The sequence below is a fragment of the Pseudomonas sp. C9 genome, assembly GCF_002000165.1.
In the GTDB taxonomy this organism is placed as follows: domain Bacteria; phylum Pseudomonadota; class Gammaproteobacteria; order Pseudomonadales; family Pseudomonadaceae; genus Aquipseudomonas.
The window spans coordinates 5,736,390-5,754,607 of sequence record NZ_MPAK01000001.1 but is presented as its reverse complement, the minus strand read 5'-3'; the positions used below and the strand labels follow the sequence as shown (position 1 = coordinate 5,754,607).

Below are 18,218 nucleotides of genomic sequence, written 5' to 3'. Positions count from 1 at the left end.
GCAGCCGGACGCAGGCTGCGCCAGCTGCTACAGGGTGTGGTTTCGCCAGAAAAAATGAACCCCTGCCAAATTTCCCCCTCAATACTTGTAAGCCCACATCACGGGCCGCTGAAGAGTCATGCACGAACCATCGCGACACCTGCCTGGCGAGTAGCAAACCATGAGTTTCATCCTGTGGGTCGCGGTGTTGGGTGTCGTGCTGTTGACGTTGGCACTGACCTCCTCGTACCTGCGATGGATGCCAGTGACCACGTCGGCGGTGTGCCTGGTGCTGGGCGCTGTCATTGGACCAGGCGCCTTGGGTTTGTTGAAGCTGAACACCGATGACGCAGCCAACTGGATGGAGCACCTGACGGAAGTCGCGGTGCTGTTCTCGTTGTTTGTCTGCGGACTGAAATTACGCTTGCCGTTCAAGGATAAAAACTGGCGGATTGCGGTGGGGCTGGCGGCGCCGGTCATGGTGTTGACCATTGCCGGCGTGTGCCTGCTGTTGCATTACGGGTTTGCATTGTCCTGGGGCGCGTCGGTATTGATCGGTTCGATTCTCGCACCGACCGACCCGGTGCTGGCCAGCCTCGTGCAAGTCAACGATGCCCGGGATGACGACCCCGTACGTTTCGGTCTGTCGGGCGAAGCCGGGCTCAACGACGGGATCGCCTTCCCCTTCGTCATTCTTGGCCTGCTCTTGTTGCAACATGACAGTCAACCCGGCTGGCTGGGGGACTGGTTATTGCGAAGCGTGTTGTGGGCGGTGCCGGCCGGCGTGCTCAGCGGATACTGGATGGGGCGCGGCATCGGACGCCTGACGTTGTTGCTGCGAATCCGCAACGATGACAGCACGCTGTCCCCCAATGACTACCTGGCCCTGGCCCTGATCGCCCTGGCGTATGTCGGGGCCGAGTCGATCCATGCCTATGGGTTTTTGTCAGTGTTTGCCGCCGGCCATGGCCTTCGTCAGGAAGAGGTCAACACCACCCGTCATGATGAAGTGCCCGCCGAACATCTGGTCCAGCCTGTGGTCGGTCATCAGAACGTCGAGCCGCAGCATGCCGTACATGGCGATACCGAGCACCTCGAAGACACGCAGGTTGCGGCGGGCATCATGATGGGTGACATGCTCGCATTCGGCAGCCTGGTGGAACGGGCCATGGAAGTGTTTCTGGTGACCCTGCTCGGTGTCGTACTGATTGCACACTGGGACTGGCGCGCACTGCCGATCGGGGCGGTTTTGTTTTGCCTGATCCGGCCGCTGTGTGTTGCCGTCATACCATGGGGGCCGCTACTCGACTGGCGACAAAGGCTGTTGATCGGCTGGTTCGGCATACGCGGAATCGGCAGCCTGTACTACCTGTTCTACGCCTTGAACCATGGGTTAGGGCAATCAACCGCGACGGTATGCACCGACATGACGCTGTCCTTGGTAGCCTTGAGTATCCTGGCTCACGGACTCAGTACCCAACCCATGCTGGAGCGCTATGAACACCGGAAAAAACAAATAAATTGATTTTTCACTCAAGCGTTTATGCCGTGGATTATCTATTTTTTTGCGCAAAATTTTTTGAAACCCTATGGGGTCTGGTGGTCACAACATCAGCCCCACCCGCCTGACATTATCTGGCGGGCCTGGCAGGTCTGGTCCCCCTGCGGCGAAGACGTTTTTTATAAGGGACCCCACATAAAAACAAGGTGCCGGTCATGATCCAGTGTTCTTCCTCCGATCAAATCAAAGCCTGCCGTGCGTTCGCTCTGGAACGCAATCGTCAGATGTTCGAAGAAGCCCAAGCGTTAAGCCGTAGTGCTTTTGAGTTGCTGGAGGGCGACGATCTGGACGCAGAGCAGTTTGATCGCTATCAAGCCCTGCGTCGAAAAGCTGATGTGAAGTTTCAGGAAGCGATTGAGCATCTGCGCCTGCTCAACGAAGATTTTCCGCCCATTCCGAGGTCGGCCAATCAGTCTCATCAGTTGCGCGAACAGCTTGAAGAGCGGGCCTGAGCGTCGAAAAAAACCCGGCAATTGCCGGGTTTTTTTTGACTCCAAATTCATGTTTGAAACGGTAAGACGTAGACACGTTGCAGCGCTTGGTCGTATTGCACTGCGAACTGCATGGGCCAAATCCTGGACTCATGCAGCCTGCACGACCGCAGCGAACCACACCGGCGTTTATGTGATTGATTTTTATGGAATCTTGATCAGGCTGAATGGCGGCACGCCTTATGCTCAATCACCTCAAGCGACTGTCGGCCAATGAGTCCGTTCGCTACCCCCACGTTGATTTGAGAGACTGACCATGAACGCCATTGATCTGTTGAAAGCTGACCATGAACGTGTAAAAGGCATCCTGAGCCAATTAAGTGAGTCCACCGAACGCGGTATTAAAAAACGCGCAGAGTTGTTGGCCAAACTGGAAATGGAAATCAGCATTCATACCCGGCTTGAGGAAGAAGTCCTGTACCCGGCTTATAAAAAGGCCGGAGGCAAGGAGCAGGACGTGATGTATTACGAAGCCAAGGAAGAACACCGCACCGTGGACTCATTGGTGCTACCGGACCTGAAAGTGACCGATCCTTCCACTCCCGAGTTTGCAGGTCGAGTCAAAGTGGTCAAGGAGTTGCTGGAACACCACATCGAAGAGGAAGAAACGGAGATGTTCCCTCAAGCGAAAAAGCTGCTGGGGAAAGCGACCCTGGAAGAGTTAGGCGCACAGATGGAAACGTTGAAGGCGCAATACAAAAAAGAACTGGGCGACGGTAACCTCGCCGCTTGATCTTGAGATACCAACATCAGGAAAGCCCGGCGTTTGCCCAAACGCCGGGGATTTTGCAGGGCGGCAATCACTTCATGGCCTGGGCAATGACTTCCACCAGATTGAGTTGAGTGAAGGGTTTGGACAAGCGTGGCAGTTCGACCGCAAAACCCTCCAGACGCTCGGCGTATCCGGTAGCGAGGACAATCGGCATTTCCGGCTTCTTCAGCCGAATGGCCTGTGACAGTTGCGCGCCATTCATATGAGGCATGGCCATGTCGGTAATCACCAGGTCGATGTTCTGCTCACTGTCGAACAATTCGAGCGCCTGAGCACCTGAGGCCGCACTGATCACCCGGTGACCGAGGTCTTCCAACAGCAGGCCGGTACTGGTCAACACAAGGCTGTCGTCGTCGACTACCAATACACACAACCGGGCCACCGGTTCTGATTGTTCTTCTTCGATGGCCGCCTTGATTACTGACGTGGTCGTAGCAACAGGAATCCATAATTCGGCAGTGGTGCCGATGTTCTTGTGACTCCTGAGAATGAACCGCCCGCCCAGTTGTTCGATAAAGCCATGCACCATCGACAGCCCCAGGCCCGTACCTTTACCGACGCCTTTAGTGGTGAAAAACGGATCCATCGCTGAAGCCAGGGTGTCAGCGTCCATGCCTTCGCCGGTATCGGTCACGCTCAAGCAGACATACGGACCGTTATCAAGCGATAACGCGGCTTGGTCGCAAAGCTCGGAGGACTTGGCCGAGATGATGATTTTACCGCCGTCGGGCATGGCGTCCCGGGCATTGGTGACCAGGTTCAAAACCGCCAGTTCGAGCTGGTTGACGTCCGCCATGACCGGTTTGAGTTCTGTTGAAAACTGCATGTCGAGCGCTACGGAAGGCCCCAGAGAACTGCGTAACAACCCACTGATGCCTTCCACCAACGCGGGTATTCCCACGGATTCGGACTTGAGTTCCTGACGTCTGGCAAAGGCCAGCATGCGCTGAGTCAGGGTCACACCGCGCAAGGCACCCTGCCGGGCGTTGTCGACCAAACGAGTCAATTTCGGGTCGTCCCCTACCCGTTTGCGGACGATTTCGAGATTGCCGAGGATGACCGTCAACAAATTGTTGAAATCGTGGGCGATCCCGCCGCTCAATTGGCCGATGGCCTGCATCTTCTGCGCCTGGAACAGCGCTTCGCGGGTCTGCTCCAGGGCTTGCTGTGCCTGGGTGGCTTCGGTGATATCACGGGTGATCTTGGCGAAACCAAGCAACCTGCCGGTCTCGCCCCATATCGGATCGACCACCACATGGGCCAGAAACCGCGTGCCGTCCTTACGCACCCGCCAGGCCTTGTTTTCGAATCGCCCCTCCTGTGTGGCAATCGCCAGGGCCCGCTGCGGCTCACCGGCTGCGCGGTCTTCAGGGGTATAGAACATCGAGAAGTGCTGGCCGATCACTTCTTCGGGCCGGTAGCCCTTGATGCGCTGGGCGCCAGGGTTCCAGTTAGTCAGGCGTCCCTCGGGGTCGAGCATATAAATGGCGTAGTCGGTGACGCTTTGAACCAGCAACCGAAACTGTTGCTCGCTTTGCTTGAGGGTTTCCTCGGCGATTTTCCGGTCGGTCAGGTCCCGGGTGATCTTGGCATACCCCAGCAATTTGCCGCTCGGGTCGACAATCGGGTCGATGACTACGTGCGACCAGAAGTGCGTGCCGTCCTTGCGCACCCGCCAGCCTTCGCCTTCGAATCGCCCTTCCCGATTTGCCGTGTCCAGCGCCCGCTGGGGCAAACCGGCACGTCGATCTTCTTCGGTATAGAACCTTGAAAAATGCTGGCCGAGAATCTCCGCTTCCTCATAACCCTTGAATCGCCGGGCGCCAGAGTTCCAGCTGGTGATGATGCCATCCGGATCGATCATGTAGATCGCATAGTCCACCACTGCATCAATCAACAGGCGAAAGCGCATTTCCTCGATGGAGTTTACTTTGGACGACTTCTCACTCATCGACTACACCCGGGATTAACATTTTTATGGAGTATGCGGTAAACCATGGGTTTGGAAAGCCGCAAGGTGCATGTTCGGTGGAGTACTGGCACCAGACCCCCTATGCTCGATGCCAATGGCCATTTCTGGCTGACAAAAGGCGCCCCCATGATCCTGATTCTGTTGCCGACTTCTGACTACGACCCGACCGAGAGCAGCGTGCCTTGGCAAGCGATGCACAGAGCCGGGATCGATGTGTGCTTTGCCACGCCCTCAGGATTGCCTGCCTACGCCGATTCGCGGTTGGTGGATATCGGTTTTGGCCCGCTGAACCCTTTATTGATGACGCGCGAGCCTGATCTTGACAGCTACAGGCAGATGATCGAAGACACGGCCTTTCGTAAACCGCTGTCCTACGCCGATGTCGACCCAAGCCAGTTCGAGGGCCTGCTGATTCCTGGCGGCCATGCCAAGGGCATGCGCAGCGTGTTGGAATCCACTCAGGCACAACAAATTGCCCTGCACTTTTTCAAGGCCGACAAACCGGTGGCCGCGGTGTGTCACGGTGTTTTGCTGCTCGCCCGCACGGTTGATCCCGACACCGGGCTTTCAGTGTTACAAGGGCGCAAGGTCACTGCACTGGTGGCCAACACCATGGAATTGCCGGCCTGGGTAATGACCGCTGCCTGGCTTGGGCGTTATTACCGAACCTACCCGCAGACTGTCGAGGCGGAAGTCACCGCCGCCCTTTCCAGCCCCGCAGATTTCCTGCGGGGCCCCTTTCTCGCCGTACGTGATTCAGCAGACCAGCCACAACGAGGCTTCGTCGTGCGCGATGGCCAGCTACTGACCGCTCGCTGGCCGGGAGACTGTCATCGCTTCGCCGCCGAATGGCTACGACTTATCGGTACACGTATTTGACGATGTAAGCCTGCAGGTCGTTGTAGACAAAGTCAGGCACTTGCGCTGCGTGTGCCTGGGTTTTGAGCAGTGCCAGGTGGCATTCCTTAACCATCTCGTCACGTTCCCTCTTGGTGTAGATGTGGTTGTTGATGATGTTGCCATAGGTGCTGTAAGCGGTTGGGGCCGTAGGAGAAACGACATCGGTGGCGGCGTTGGAATAGATTTTCTGGAAACGCGAAACCCGCTCTTTCAATCCACCCAGCCCACGTTCATACACCGTGATCTGTGAGCCGCTGACTGCTTTCGAGGCGGTCTCGAAGGCCAGGATGATTGCTTGTGCGTTACTCATGCCGGCTTCCAGCGCCGACACCGTGACAAACCGTTCGAGCTCCCTGTTTTCCAGGCTCTTGAGTGCTCTCTTGATACTGGACAGGTGGGCGAACGCTTGATTGCAACCTACGATGTGCGTCTCGAACTGGTAACCGGCAGCGGTTGCCAGCGGAGGAAATGCGGCGAAATCGATGCTGTCGAAGGCGCACTCCACAATGATGTTGTATTTGAGGGTGAAGGCTTCGGTGAAGATCTTGGTACTGAGTTCTCGAACGAAGGTTTCCGTGTGCTCATAGGCATGCAGGACGCCGAGCTTGATCATCTCGGCATACTGGGGGTGTTTTTGTCGGTATTCGGGCACGTAAAGACGAACGAATTGCTCGTAGCGCTGGGTGGGTAAGAGGTGGTTTTCCAGTAGGTAGGTTTTGCCGGAGCCTTGCAGCCCCGCAACAATCAATACCTTTGGGGTGGCCTGGGCGATGATCCCGCTGAACAACGAGGTCTTGATTTCATTGAATGCAGCCGTGACCTGCGCCGGGGTGTAAGCGTAATTCGGTGCAACTGACATACCTTGATTTCCTTATCAAAGATTCGCTTGAAAGTGATTACCTGCCCTTTGAATAAAGCGGTGATCGGGCGTTTGTTCAAATCGGCGTGTCTTTCAAGATATGTCGCTGTTCTATAACGTAAAAAGTCCTACTCGAAAGCGCGAAGATTCGTCGGTTCAAACGCCCACCAGCGTGGCAATAGCTGTTTAACCTTGCTGTCGCCAAACCGGTCGTCAATCAGCATGACGACCCCTTGGTCCTGCTGGGTACGGATCACTCGCCCTGCCGCTTGCACCACTTTCTGCACGCCTGGGAACAGGTAGGTGTAGTCATACCCGGCACCAAACAGGGCGGCCATGCGGTGTTTCAGCTGTTCATTGACCGGATTGAGTTGCGCAAGGCCCAGCGTGGCGATGAAGGCGCCGATCAAGCGTGCGCCAGGCAAATCGATGCCTTCACCAAACGCACCGCCCAACACCGCAAAGCCAACCCCTTGGCTGTGCGTGGTGAACTGGTCGAGAAAGTCCTGACGCTGTGCCTCCCCCATTCCCCGGGACTGCGACCACCGTGTGATGTGCGGATGACGCTCGGCCAGTAACTGCGCCACTTGCTGCAGATAATCGAAGCTGCTGAAGAACGCCAGATAGTTCCCGGGACGCTCGCCAAATTGCCGGGCGATCAGCTCGACAATCGGCTCAAGCGACGCCTGCCGGTGGACGAAACGTGTCGAGATCTGACTGACGATGTGCACTTGTAACTGATCCGCCTGAAACGGCGACTCGACATCAATCCACACCGTATTTTCAGGCGTACCCAGAAGGTCGGCGTAATAGTGCTTTGGACTGAGGGTTGCAGAGAACAAGACCGCGCTGCGCGCAGCGGTCAGGCGCGGGCGGATGAAGCCGGCCGGCACTACGTTGCGCAGGCATAGCTGGGACAATGGCCGCTGGCGGTCGAGGTCGCGCTTGCTGATGTCGAACAGGAACTGTTCATCGAAGCATTCGGCCACCCGGCAAAATTGCAGCATCTCGAAGTAGAAATTTTGCAGGGCGCTGTCCAGTCCCTGCGGGTGATCGTTCAAGTAGTCACCGATACTCGCGCTGCACGAAAACAAGGCCTGAAGCAGCTTTTCCGGTGCTTTGTCGTACGCCTGATAGGCACCGAGTTGCTGGTTATGCAGGGCATTCCACTCCCGATTGACCCGCTGCAAAGCCTTTTTCAATGCTTCGGGCGCGGTTTTGCGTATGTCACGCAGAGTCGATTGATCAAGGCTGGCGCTGTACATCTGCCGGCCGCGCTCCACCAGGTTGTGGGCTTCGTCGACCAGCACCGCGACGGTCCAGTTATTGGCTTGGGCGAGCCCGAACAACAGTGCACTGAAATCGAAGTAATAGTTGTAGTCAGCGACCACCACGTCTGCCCAGCGGGCCATTTCCTGGCTCAGGTAATACGGGCAAACCTCATGATCCAGGGCGACTTGGCGCAATGCAGCCTGATTCAACAGGCTCAGGTGGCTGGCAGCTTGACGAGCGGCAGGCAAACGATCGTAGAAACCCCGCGCCAACGGACAGGATTCGCCATGACAGGCCTTGTCCGGATGCTCGCAGGCTTTGTCCCGGGCGATCATTTCCAGCACACGCAGTGGCAGCGCATCGGCGCTTTGTTGAATGACCTGGGCAGCGTCCAGCGCAAGCTTTCGCCCCGGCGTTTTGGCGGTGAGGAAGAACACTTTGTCCAGTTGCTGCGGCGCCAGGGCCTTGAGCATCGGAAACAGTGTGCCCACGGTTTTGCCGATGCCTGTCGGCGCCTGCGCCATCAGACAGCGACCGGTACTGACGGCCTTGAACACCGATTCAGCCAAATGCCGTTGCCCAGGACGAAACCCGGCATGGGGAAAAGCCAATTGCTGCGCCGCTTGATTGCGCGCCTCGCGATGGGCCATTTCCTGCTCGGCCCACTGCAAGAACAGCTCGCAGTGATGCTCGAAGAACTGCTGCAGGTGTGCTGCGCTGAACGCCTCGACCAGGCAAGTTTCCTTTTCGCTGACGATGTCGAAATACACCAGCGCCAGGTTGATCTGTGTCAGCTCCAGTTTTTGACACATCAACCAGCCGTAGATCTTCGCCTGCGCCCAATGCAGTTGTCGGTGATTGGGCGGTTGTTTGCTCAAGTCACCGCGATAGGTTTTGACTTCTTCCAGGCAGTTTTGCCCAAGGTCATAGCCATCCGCCCTGCCCTTTACCTTCAGGGTTTTGTGCACGCCTTCAAGGGCGATTTCGCTTTGATAACCGTCACTGCGCCGGGACGCGACGGTACGGTGCCCGACGATGCCTTCCAGCGCCGTCGGCGACGGGGTGAAACGCAGGTCGAGGTCGCCGACCTTGGCGGTAAATTCGCACAATGCCCGTACCGCGATGCTGTAGCTCAAGCGCCCGGCTCCGCCCATTGCACGTAGCAGACGGCAATGGGCATTTGATGCTCGTGACAGAACTCCAGCCAGCGCAGTTGGTTGTCTTGCAGCCGGTCGCCGGGGCCTTTGACTTCGATCATGCGGTAGGTCTTGTGCTGGGGCCAGAACTGAATCAAGTCCGGCATGCCGGCGCGGTTGGCCTTGATATCCAGCAACAGTCTGTTGAACCAGTGCTTGAGGTGTTCGGCCGGCAGGCAATCGAGTGCCTGGTCCAGCAACGTTTCGCTCAGCACCCCCCAAAATACAAAGGGCGACTGAACGCCCCACTTTGCGGCAAACCGCTCACGAATCGTCTGCCGGTAACGGCCGTCATCGAGCTCAGCCAGGCAGGCGTCGAACAACTCGGCCCGGCGCGCTGAAAAGTCTTCATGCAGCAGGTCAGCCGGCCCACGCTGGAACGGGTGAAAGAACGCCCCCGGCACTGGCGCGAAAATGGCCGGCCAGCACAACAATCCGAACAGTGAGTTGATCAGGCTGTTCTCGACGTAATGCACCGGCGCCAGTTCTTCGGCGAGGTGGGCCTGAACGTAACCTTCCACCGACAACGCCAGATCGGTTCTTGGCAGCTGCAGGTCCAGGCGTTCCATTGGCCGGGGGGCTGACCGTTTGAGCGCCGGACCTCCCAGTTTGCGTCGCAGCCTGGGCAATACTCGTAGCAAATGCTGATGCTCGGAGGCGCTTTGCGGCGATTGCTCGGCATGCGTCGCCAGGTCCAGGGCGAGTTGATAGTCACCACAACGCTCCAGCACGCGAATCAACCGCACGCGGGCGCCGGGAAAGGCACAGTCGCGGTAAATCGTCAGCGCACCGGCGAAATCGGCGATGCGCTCGCAATGCTGACCTATCTGAAACAACAACTTGTCGCGACGTCGCTGCAGCCATGGATTACCAAGTGTCAGGCCGTTGATCCGCTCGACGATGGACGCCACCGGTTCGCCCGCCTCGAAATGCTGCTGGCATTGATGCAGGAACACACAGGCGTCCACATCCTGGCGACTGTGCAGGCCCCTGGATTCGAGGCTGAACTCGACTTTTTCATAGGTGAAAATGCCCAGATCGGCCAGCACGAACTCCGACCAGTCCTGATACAGGTTGCCAAAGAACATCAGCCGAAACCGGTCGCACAGGTCCATGATGGTCAAGGTGAACAGCCGGTCATGCAGTGCCGGACACCATTGGGCAAAGCGATGTGCCTCGGGAAACTGTTCACTCAACTGTGCGAGCCAATCGGCCTTTTTGCCCTTCGGTTGATCGATCAGCGCGCCGAAGCATTGAAGAATTTCGCCCTTGAGCAGCACCTCGAATAATTCCTCGATGTGCAAGGGCGTCGTCTCATCAATCCAGCCCGCCGCCAACAACGGTGCGACAGCACTGGCGATGTCACCGATCTCGACGTAACTGAGTTTACCGGCCCGAAAATGCACGCCCTTGCGCATCACCATTCTGACCAGCAGCGCCCGCGACTCCCGAGGCAGCCGGGCTAAATCACGGATGAAGGCGTGTTCTTCTACACTTAATACATCGGCATAACGATGTTCAAGCCAGTCAAGCACTTGCATGAAGTTGTTGAGGTAATAGAACGGATCGTCGAGGGGGTTTGCAGTCACAGGGAAAAGCGCCATGGCAAGCGAGCACTGGTTATGCATACAGATAACAGTTCCCCGCGGTACGGTGCAAACGGAAAAGGATAAGCGGCGGCGTTATTCAGTCATTTTCGGGCAGGCATCGAACTTTCTGCCAATCGATGGCACCAACCGACATAGAGGTTTTTTCAGCATTGCATGAGGTGAACATGAACATCAAAACCCTGGGTCTACCGCTGGCCGCAGCAGCCTTGTTAGCCCTGGCCGGCTGCTCGACACCGACGGTCGTGACCCTGCAAAACGGCACTCAGTATTTGACCAAGGACATGCCGAAAACCAAGACCAAGGACGGATTCTACGAATTTGAAGATATTTCCGGCACCAAAATCAAGGTCAACTCCAAGGATGTGGCCACGGTGCGCCCGGAAGACTGAGGACCGCGAAGGGGGCCTTACCGGCCCCCAACACTGTCAGGCAATCACAATCCCCGAACCGGACAAACTGTCCAGTCCAACCCCCACCAACGTCACCGAATCCCCACCCAATGTCAGCACCGTGTCATGCCCGACGGTGGTGGCATGTGCCCGAAAATCATCGATGGGCGCCACGCCCTGAACCCCGAGAAACACCAGTTTGTCGTTTGCCTGATAGCCCACGACCCGGTCCTGGCCAAAGGCGCCACTGAACAGGAACGTATCGACCCCGCCTCCCGACTCCATCAGGTCATTCCCCGCCCCGCCAACAAAGACATCGTTGCCTTTGCCTCCGATCAGTTGATCGTTACCGTCCAGGCCAAACAACCAATCGCCCGTGGCCTGCGCCTTGAGCGTATCGGCCCCGGCGCCACCCTTCACCGATGAGGCGTATGCGGTCACGTTGTTGCCGGTCACTAGCCCGTTGGCCGTCACGCTGTGGGTCACATCGTCCTTGAACAGCCCCCACAGGAATCCCGGTTCCTTGCTGACAATGCTGCCGATGTCCCGGGTAATGCTGATGCCGCCATTGGCATCGCGCAGGTACAAAGTGCCGGCGCCGTCATTGGCAAACTCGACGGTTTTCACCGACTGCTGCAATTCCAGCATGTTATTGCCCTTGCCGCCCAACAGGATGTTGTAGCCGCCGCCATCGCGGAAGGTGTCGTTACCGTCGCGGCCCTCCAGGTAGTCGGTGCCTTGCCCGCCCTGAATCAGGTCGTTGGCGTCGCTGCCGATGATGAACGTGCTGCCCTTGTGGGTTTCGGCATTGCGGTTGAGGTCCTGAACCCAGGTATTGGCACGCGCCGGGTCCGACAGGTTGGCGACGATGATCGTCGAGTCTTTGCTGGTGAGGTCGTAGAACTTCGATTCAATCACCCGGTTCATGCCGTCGCCGTAAGCGGTGGGCAAATGCGAGATCCAGGTCGGGATGTTGAGAATGGAATACGGCAGCACATTCCACGCCGTCGACGCGTAGTGATCGTTGAAGCTGACGATGTTGTCGGTCGCCGACTCCTTGGCGGCATCGTGCACACCCACCGATGACAGGTTGAACGATGAACCGTCGAGGGCCCGGAACACAGGATCGTTTTCATAGCCGACGTTGAGTACTTTGTCGGTGCCACTTTGAGTCGGCGACGCGTAGGCGATGTAGTTGGAGTCCGCGAAAAACCCGCCCCACTTATCCGTGCTCAAGTCCGCCAGGCTGTTGACCGCCAAGCCGCCGAGGCTATGGCCGCTGACCACAATGTTTTTACCCGACAGGCCATTGGCCTGGGCGAACGCCGCCACGTCGCCGAGCAGGTTGCCGAAGGCTTCGCCGACATAGTTTTTTGCATAATCCTTGGGGCCCAACGCCGCCAGCAGATCGTTGATCACGTCACCAATGGAATCGCTGATCAGGGTTTCTCGTGGGCCGCTGGTGCCGCGAAAGGCGATGCCGATTTCGGTCAAGTGTCCCTGAGCATCGTACTTGCCGAGGATCTCGACTTGCGCACTGGTGTAACCGGCCTTTTCGCCGAAGAACGTTCCGCGAGCGTCAACCTTGCCGTCATAGCCCAACTGCGTAGCGGTGATCGGTGTCCAGCCGGCTTTTTGCACCGCGTCCAGTGCGGCTTTTTCCGAATCCGGGTTCCAGGGAATGCCGGGGATGACGCCCTGTGAATCGGTGCCGCCCAGCAACGCGGTGACCAATGTCGCGGGCAAACCCAGGCCGAAACCGTTGTGCTGATAGCCGGTGGCAAAGCCGTTGTCGAGGTTGTGATAGGAATACAACGTGATGGCCATGGCGTCTGTGAACAACGCCTTGGAGTCTGCCGTGTTGAAGTTTTTGTAGTCGTACACACCCATTGGTATTGCCTCTCTTTTGTTGGAATTGTCAGAGATGGCTCACAACCAGGACGCCTCGATCACGAAGCGCCCCGGAGCCTTTAGTGCATGCAGCCTTTACGCAAACGTGATGCCTGGCGCCGACAGGTTTCAGCCCGACGCAGGCTACGCCAGCGGCTACAGGTTCAACTCATTGGGTTGTCGGACCTTGGCCGAACGCCTCGTCTACCTTGGCCAGATCCTGTTCGCTCAAGGTCCCCGCGTAGTAATGCAACTTGGTCCAGGCCATCAAGTAGTCATAGCGTGTCTGAGCCAAATCCCGGCGAGTGGTAAAGAGTTGTTGTTCTGCGTTCAGCGCATCCAGGTTGACGCGCTCGCCACCCAGGATGCTTTGCTTGGTCGACACCACCAGCGCTTCGGCAGACACCAGGGCTTTTTGATAGGCGCGCAGCTTGTTGACGCCCGACAGGCAGGCGCTGAACTGTCGGCGCAACTGGATCATGGTTTCCCGGGTCTTGCCATCCAGTTCGTACTCGGCCTGCTCCATGTTGCGACTGGCCTGGCGGGTGGACGCCGATACCCCGCCACCGGCATACAGCGGCACATTGACTTCGATGCCAATGGTGTTGGTGTCGTAACGCTGGTTATAGGTGTTGCCGCTTTCCGATTCGTTCTGGCGCGCCGAGGCATAGGCACTGACTTTGGGCAGGTGGCCCGCGCGGTTGCGTTCCACTTCATAACGCGCCACTTCCACGGCCTGACGCTGGGAGGCCAGGCTCGGGTTATTGGCCACCGCCATTTCGTGCCAGGTGTCGTAGTTGGCCGGTTGCAGGATGAAGGTCTGGAAGTGCTGGTCCAGCGGCGCCAGGTCGGCGATGTCGATTGTCGGGACGCCAATCAGCGCACCCAGCTCACGCAAGGACGCATCCTGCTCGTTGCGCGCCTCGATTTCTTCAGCGGTCGCCAGTTCGTAACGGGACTCCGACTCAAGCGTATCGGTGCGCGTGCCCTCGCCCTGGCGGAACATCTGCTCGTTCTGCTGGAACTGCTGCTCGTAGGCCTTTTTCCGCGCCTGCGCAATGTCGATCTGATCCTGGGCAAACAGTGCCTTGGTGTAGTTCTCCAACACCCGCACCAACAGCTCCTGGCTCTTGCCGCGAAAGGCCTCATCGGCAAACAACGACTGCGCCACGCCTTTGCGATACGCCGCGTAAGCTTCGTAATCGAGCAAGGGTTGTTGCAGGGTCAAGGTCGAGCCGTAACTGCTGTAATTGCGGTCATCGGTCTGATTTTGCCGACGCTCATCAAGGTAGGTGACCTTGGAGGTGTTGCGTCCCTTGTTGTAGTTGTAAGCCAGCTTTGGCAGCAGGCCAGCACGGCCAATAAGGCGGTTTTCAAGGCCCGCATCGCGTTCCTTGATCGCGCCAAGGAACACCGGGTCATTGCGCAACGCTTGTTCGTAGATAGCGAACGGCCCCATGGCCATCACACTGTTGCACGTCAGCAACACCAGGGTCGCCGCGAGCAGGGAAAGCTTATTCATACAGCCGAACATCCTTATTCCTCGGTCAACGCGGAACCTGCCCGGTCGAGCAGCGGTTTGAACAGATAGTTGAGGAGTGAACGTTCACCGGTCCGCACGAACATTTCCGCCGGCATGCCCGGCTTGATCACCAGCCCGTTGAGTTTTTCCATGGCCTGGTCGCTGACGCTGCTGCGCAACACGTAGTACGGCGCGCCGGTTTTCTCGTCGACCATTTGGTCGGCGGAAACCAGGCTGACCTCGCCGGGTACCCGTGGCGTGCGGCTTTGGTTGAAGGCGGTGAAGAGAATGTCCACCGGCAAATGGGTGCCAACCTTGTCGATCAGGTTGATCGGCAAGTGCCCTTCCACTTCCAGGCGGGTGCCCTGCGGCACGATTTCCAGCAAGATTTCACCCTGGCGCACCACGGCGCCCTCGGTATGCACCCCGAGGTTGACCGCGATGCCATCGGCGGTCGCGATGATCTCGCTGTGTTGCAGGTTGAACCCGGCAGAGGTCAGTTGCTCCTTGAGGGTCACACTCTTGAGTTGCGCGTCGGCCAGTTGGGTGCGGACTTCTTTCTGATACTCCTCGATGTGCTGTTGCAGCTTGAGTTTCGCTTCGAGGATGCCCTGCTCCACGCGACCGCTTTCGCCGGTGTTTTCGGCCAATTGTTGCTGCACCTGCGACAGCTGACGCTGGTATTCCAGTAGACGGTTACGCGGGATGTAGCCGTTGTCCGCCAGGGGCTGAAGGTTGCTCAGTTGTTGTTGCAACGAGTTGGCCTGGGCCGTCAGGTCGGTGCGGGCACGGCGCATGCCGGCCAACTGCGCGCTGGCGCCTTCCATGTTGGCGCGCAACCCGCCCTGCTCGCGGAAATAGGCTTCGCGGCGGCTGCTGAACAATTGCCGCTGACCTTCGAGCACCAATGCCAATCGAGGATCCGCATCCTTGATCAGTTCGGCCGGGAAGTTCACTTGCTTGAGGTTGTCCCGTTCACTTTCCCAGCGCGCAACGCTGGCCCAGGCCATGCGGTATTGCGCCTGCAACGAATCGACATCGGCCGCGACCTGGGTCTGGTCGAGCTGGAACAGCGGCTGGCCCAGCTTCACCACTTGCCCCTCGCGCACCAGAATCCGGCTGACCACACCGGGACTCATCGATTGCACGGCTTTGCGCTTGCCAGACACCACAACGGTGCCCTGCACTGCAATGCCCTGATCAAGTGGGGCGAGGCTGGCCCAAGTGAAGAAACTGCCGGCACCGACGATGGCCAGCATCCAGCCCATGCGGGCAAAAAAACGCGCATCGCGCTCGGGACGTTCAGTGAGGTAGTCGTGTTCCATCGTCGCTTCGCTTTCGGTGTTCATGCGTGCGCTGCTCATACACCCGAATTCCTTGTCGTGGGCTGATACTGCCGGCTCATGCTGAGCCCGCCCGCTGCTTGCGGCGCTTTCTCACGTTGTTGATCCTGAGCACCGGAGAGCGCCTTGAGCACGTCCTGGCTTGGCCCAAATGCCTGCAATCGCCCCTCATTGAGCACCAGCAATTTGTCAGCCTGGGCCAATGCCGAAGAACGGTGAGTGACCAGAATCACACTGGTGCCCTGAGCTTTCATTTGCGCAATGGCGCCGGCCAGCGCGGCTTCGCCCACGGTATCGAGGTTGGAATTAGGCTCGTCCAACACCACCAGGCTCGGCTTTCCGTACAACGCACGGGCCAGTGCCACACGTTGTTTCTGGCCACCGGACAGGCCGCCGCCGTCTTCACCCAGCACCGTGTCGTAGCCCTGCGGCATGCGCAGGATCAGTTCATGGACCCCCGCCTGCTGTGCAGCTTCGACGACCTTTTGTGGATCGGTTTCACGAAACCGGGCGATGTTTTCAGCAATGCTGCCGCTGAACAATTCGATGTCTTGCGGCAAATAACCGATATAGGGGCCCAGGTCATCGCGGTTCCAGCGATGAATGTCCGCGCCGTCCAGTCGAACCGTGCCGCCAAGGGTTGGCCAGACGCCGACGAGCACTCGGGCCAATGTCGATTTGCCTGAACCGGAGGCGCCGAGCACGCCCAGCACCTCCCCGGCACCCAGGTTGAAGTTGACCATGTGCAGCGTTGCCGCACGTTGCCCAGGTGGGCCAGCGCTGACCTGCTCGAAAGTGATCTGCCCTTTCGGCGCAGGCAGGGTCATGGCCTCGTCCGTCGGCGGGAAGGCTTGCAGCAAGGCATCCAGGCGCTGATAGGCGAGCTTGGCGCCGCTCCACTGTTTCCATACGGCAATCAACTGATCGATGGGGCTCAGGACGCGGCCCATCAGAATCGAACCGGCAATCATCATCCCGGCCGTCATGTCGCCTTTGATGACCAGCAAGGCGCCAAGGCCCAGAACCAGAGATTGAAGGCACAGCCGCAAGGTTTTGCTCAGGGAACTGATGACGGCGCCGGTGTCGCTGGCCTGGTTCTGCAAGCTGAGAAAGCGCGAATGCACCTGGAACCAGCGTTTGCGCAACACGCCGAGCATGCCCATCGCCTGGATGGTTTCAGCGTTGTGCAGGTGACTCGTCGCCAATTGGCTGGATTTCTGGGAAAAACCGGCAGCCTCACCCAATGGCTTCTTGGTCATCATTTCGTTGAGGCAGGCAAGGCCAATCAGTACCAGCGCGCCTACAGTCGCGAACACACCGAGCCAGATATTGAACAGGTAGATCACGAACAGATAGACCGGAAACCAGGGTGCGTCGAAGAAGGCAAACAGCGCAGGACCGGTGACAAACTGACGAATGTGCGTCAGGTCCCCCAGGGACTGCCCGGCATTGCCCTCGCCTTTGAACAGGTTGCGCTCGAACGCAGCCTGATAAACCCGCAGGTTGAAACGTCGCTCCAGTTGGCTGCCAATGCGGATCACGATGAAGCTGCGGATAATTTCGAGAAGCCCGATGAACGCAAAGAACCCGACGACCATCAGCGACAACATGGCCAAGGTCGTTTCGTTTTGCGAAGACAACACTCGGTCATAGACTTGCAGCATATAGATGGACGGGACCAGCATCAGCACATTGATCAATGCGGTAAAACAACCGACGCTGATCAAGATGCTTTTATAGTCGCCCAACGCCTTGAACAACGGTGGGGTGGCTGGGGCCTTAGCCATCTTCATTGATTTTTCCTGAGATGATATTCATCGCCCTGTCTTGGCGAGGTTTCAATTAACTGTTTGTTCGCAGTTCCAGACATTCTTTGTCAGTTAACGCTTACAAATTAACAACCCGTTTTCCATACTCGACAATGAGTCAGCGTATTGATCTGTCACTTATAACTTCAATGCCGGGATTTATATTTAAACTTGCACCGGCCTGTCACCTTATTTGCTTAATCCGTGGGGCGCTTGAGCGTGATGGTCAGGCCTGACTTCAAATTACCTTGATAAAACCCATCATGCTGTCGGCTGAAAAAGAAAATTCTTGAGCCTTCTTTGCCGGTAATCGCGATACCGTCTGGCTCGGGGAACCAGCCGGTTGCTGGTTCTGTCAGCCAGGCACCGAGGCACTCGGCACCCTCGCCCAGCGTCTGGGTGGATAGAAGGTCAACAAGGCAAACATTCGATGGTTCGTCCTGCATTGCCAACGACTCGGGCGAGTCTTGTTTGGCGACCAGGGTGGCTTGCCATTGTCCGGCGAGTTCAGCGGGGTCTGCTAATTTCAGGCTGCTTGCCATGGTTGTATCTCCAGGAAACATTATCAGCGTTGCCAACAGCCACGCGGTCATTGTGCAGGTTAAGGCGTTAGCGGTCATACGACGTTTCACTCCGGGATGCATCGAGGCCAGG

14 protein-coding genes are annotated in these 18,218 nt (G+C 57.8%); 5 read left to right on the top strand and 9 right to left on the bottom strand.

What is annotated here, in order from left to right:
* The first annotated feature begins 160 nt into the window (after positions 1-160).
* From BMS17_RS26790 to BMS17_RS26780, 3 genes are all read left to right on the top strand, one after another.
* Entirely contained in the window at positions 161-1,504 is a 1,344-nt protein-coding gene (locus BMS17_RS26790; RefSeq protein WP_046033171.1) for a sodium:proton antiporter, read from the top strand.
* 260 nt (positions 1,505-1,764) lie between these two features.
* Complete coding sequence (locus tag BMS17_RS26785; RefSeq protein ID WP_223525560.1) at positions 1,765-1,992, top strand: hypothetical protein; 228 nt, start codon at positions 1,765-1,767, stop codon at positions 1,990-1,992.
* A 295-nt stretch (positions 1,993-2,287) separates the two neighbouring features.
* Positions 2,288-2,764, top strand: a complete 477-nt coding sequence (locus BMS17_RS26780) for a hemerythrin domain-containing protein (protein ID WP_046033169.1) — start codon at positions 2,288-2,290, stop codon at positions 2,762-2,764.
* 67 nt (positions 2,765-2,831) lie between these two features.
* Here the strand turns inward: BMS17_RS26780 and BMS17_RS26775 are convergent, their stop codons facing one another.
* On the bottom strand, positions 2,832-4,754 hold the full coding sequence (locus BMS17_RS26775; RefSeq protein ID WP_046033168.1) for a PAS domain-containing sensor histidine kinase: 1,923 nt from the start codon (positions 4,752-4,754) through the stop codon (positions 2,832-2,834).
* Between the two features lie 147 nt (positions 4,755-4,901).
* On the opposite strand from BMS17_RS26775, the gene BMS17_RS26770 reads away from it, so the two are divergent.
* Positions 4,902-5,654 carry a DJ-1/PfpI family protein gene (locus BMS17_RS26770; protein WP_046033193.1) on the top strand — a complete coding sequence of 251 codons (753 nt, stop codon included), beginning with the start codon at positions 4,902-4,904 and terminating at the stop codon, positions 5,652-5,654.
* On the opposite strand, the gene BMS17_RS26765 is transcribed toward BMS17_RS26770, so the two are convergent.
* The 3 genes from BMS17_RS26765 to BMS17_RS26755 all read right to left on the bottom strand — a co-directional run bounded on the left by BMS17_RS26765 (position 5,635) and on the right by BMS17_RS26755 (position 10,606).
* The gene (locus BMS17_RS26765) at positions 5,635-6,534 is read right to left on the bottom strand and encodes a zeta toxin family protein (RefSeq protein ID WP_046033167.1); all 900 of its coding nucleotides are present in this window, start codon (positions 6,532-6,534) and stop codon (positions 5,635-5,637) included. The genes BMS17_RS26770 and BMS17_RS26765 overlap by 20 nt on opposite strands.
* A gap of 128 nt (positions 6,535-6,662) precedes the next feature.
* A complete protein-coding gene (locus tag BMS17_RS26760; protein ID WP_077432226.1) occupies positions 6,663-8,942 on the bottom strand; it encodes an ATP-dependent DNA helicase in 2,280 nt (759 codons plus the stop codon).
* Positions 8,939-10,606 (bottom strand): VRR-NUC domain-containing protein, encoded by a 1,668-nt coding sequence (locus tag BMS17_RS26755; RefSeq protein ID WP_077432227.1) that lies wholly within the window; start codon positions 10,604-10,606, stop codon positions 8,939-8,941. Before BMS17_RS26755 ends, BMS17_RS26760 begins: the two co-directional genes overlap by 4 nt.
* 170 nt (positions 10,607-10,776) lie before the next feature.
* Here BMS17_RS26755 and BMS17_RS26750 point away from each other — a divergent pair, with 170 nt between their 5' ends.
* Positions 10,777-11,001 carry a YgdI/YgdR family lipoprotein gene (locus tag BMS17_RS26750; protein WP_046033166.1) on the top strand — a complete coding sequence of 75 codons (225 nt, stop codon included), beginning with the start codon at positions 10,777-10,779 and terminating at the stop codon, positions 10,999-11,001.
* A gap of 36 nt (positions 11,002-11,037) precedes the next feature.
* On the opposite strand, the gene BMS17_RS26745 is transcribed toward BMS17_RS26750, so the two are convergent.
* The 5 genes from BMS17_RS26745 to BMS17_RS26725 form a co-directional block, all read right to left on the bottom strand.
* On the bottom strand, positions 11,038-12,891 hold the full coding sequence (locus BMS17_RS26745; protein ID WP_046033165.1) for a polyurethanase: 1,854 nt from the start codon (positions 12,889-12,891) through the stop codon (positions 11,038-11,040).
* 169 nt (positions 12,892-13,060) lie between these two features.
* On the bottom strand, positions 13,061-14,425 hold the full coding sequence (locus BMS17_RS26740; RefSeq protein WP_046033164.1) for a TolC family outer membrane protein: 1,365 nt from the start codon (positions 14,423-14,425) through the stop codon (positions 13,061-13,063).
* A 2-nt stretch (positions 14,426-14,427) separates the two neighbouring features.
* Positions 14,428-15,777: an HlyD family type I secretion periplasmic adaptor subunit gene (locus BMS17_RS26735; RefSeq protein WP_046033163.1), complete on the bottom strand. Its 1,350-nt coding sequence runs from the start codon at positions 15,775-15,777 to the stop codon at positions 14,428-14,430.
* Positions 15,774-17,549, bottom strand: a complete 1,776-nt coding sequence (locus tag BMS17_RS26730) for a type I secretion system permease/ATPase (RefSeq protein WP_077432147.1) — start codon at positions 17,547-17,549, stop codon at positions 15,774-15,776. Before BMS17_RS26730 ends, BMS17_RS26735 begins: the two co-directional genes overlap by 4 nt.
* A 212-nt stretch (positions 17,550-17,761) precedes the next feature.
* Entirely contained in the window at positions 17,762-18,184 is a 423-nt protein-coding gene (locus tag BMS17_RS26725; RefSeq protein ID WP_077432146.1) for an AprI/Inh family metalloprotease inhibitor, read from the bottom strand.
* Between the last annotated feature and the right edge of the window lie 34 nt (positions 18,185-18,218).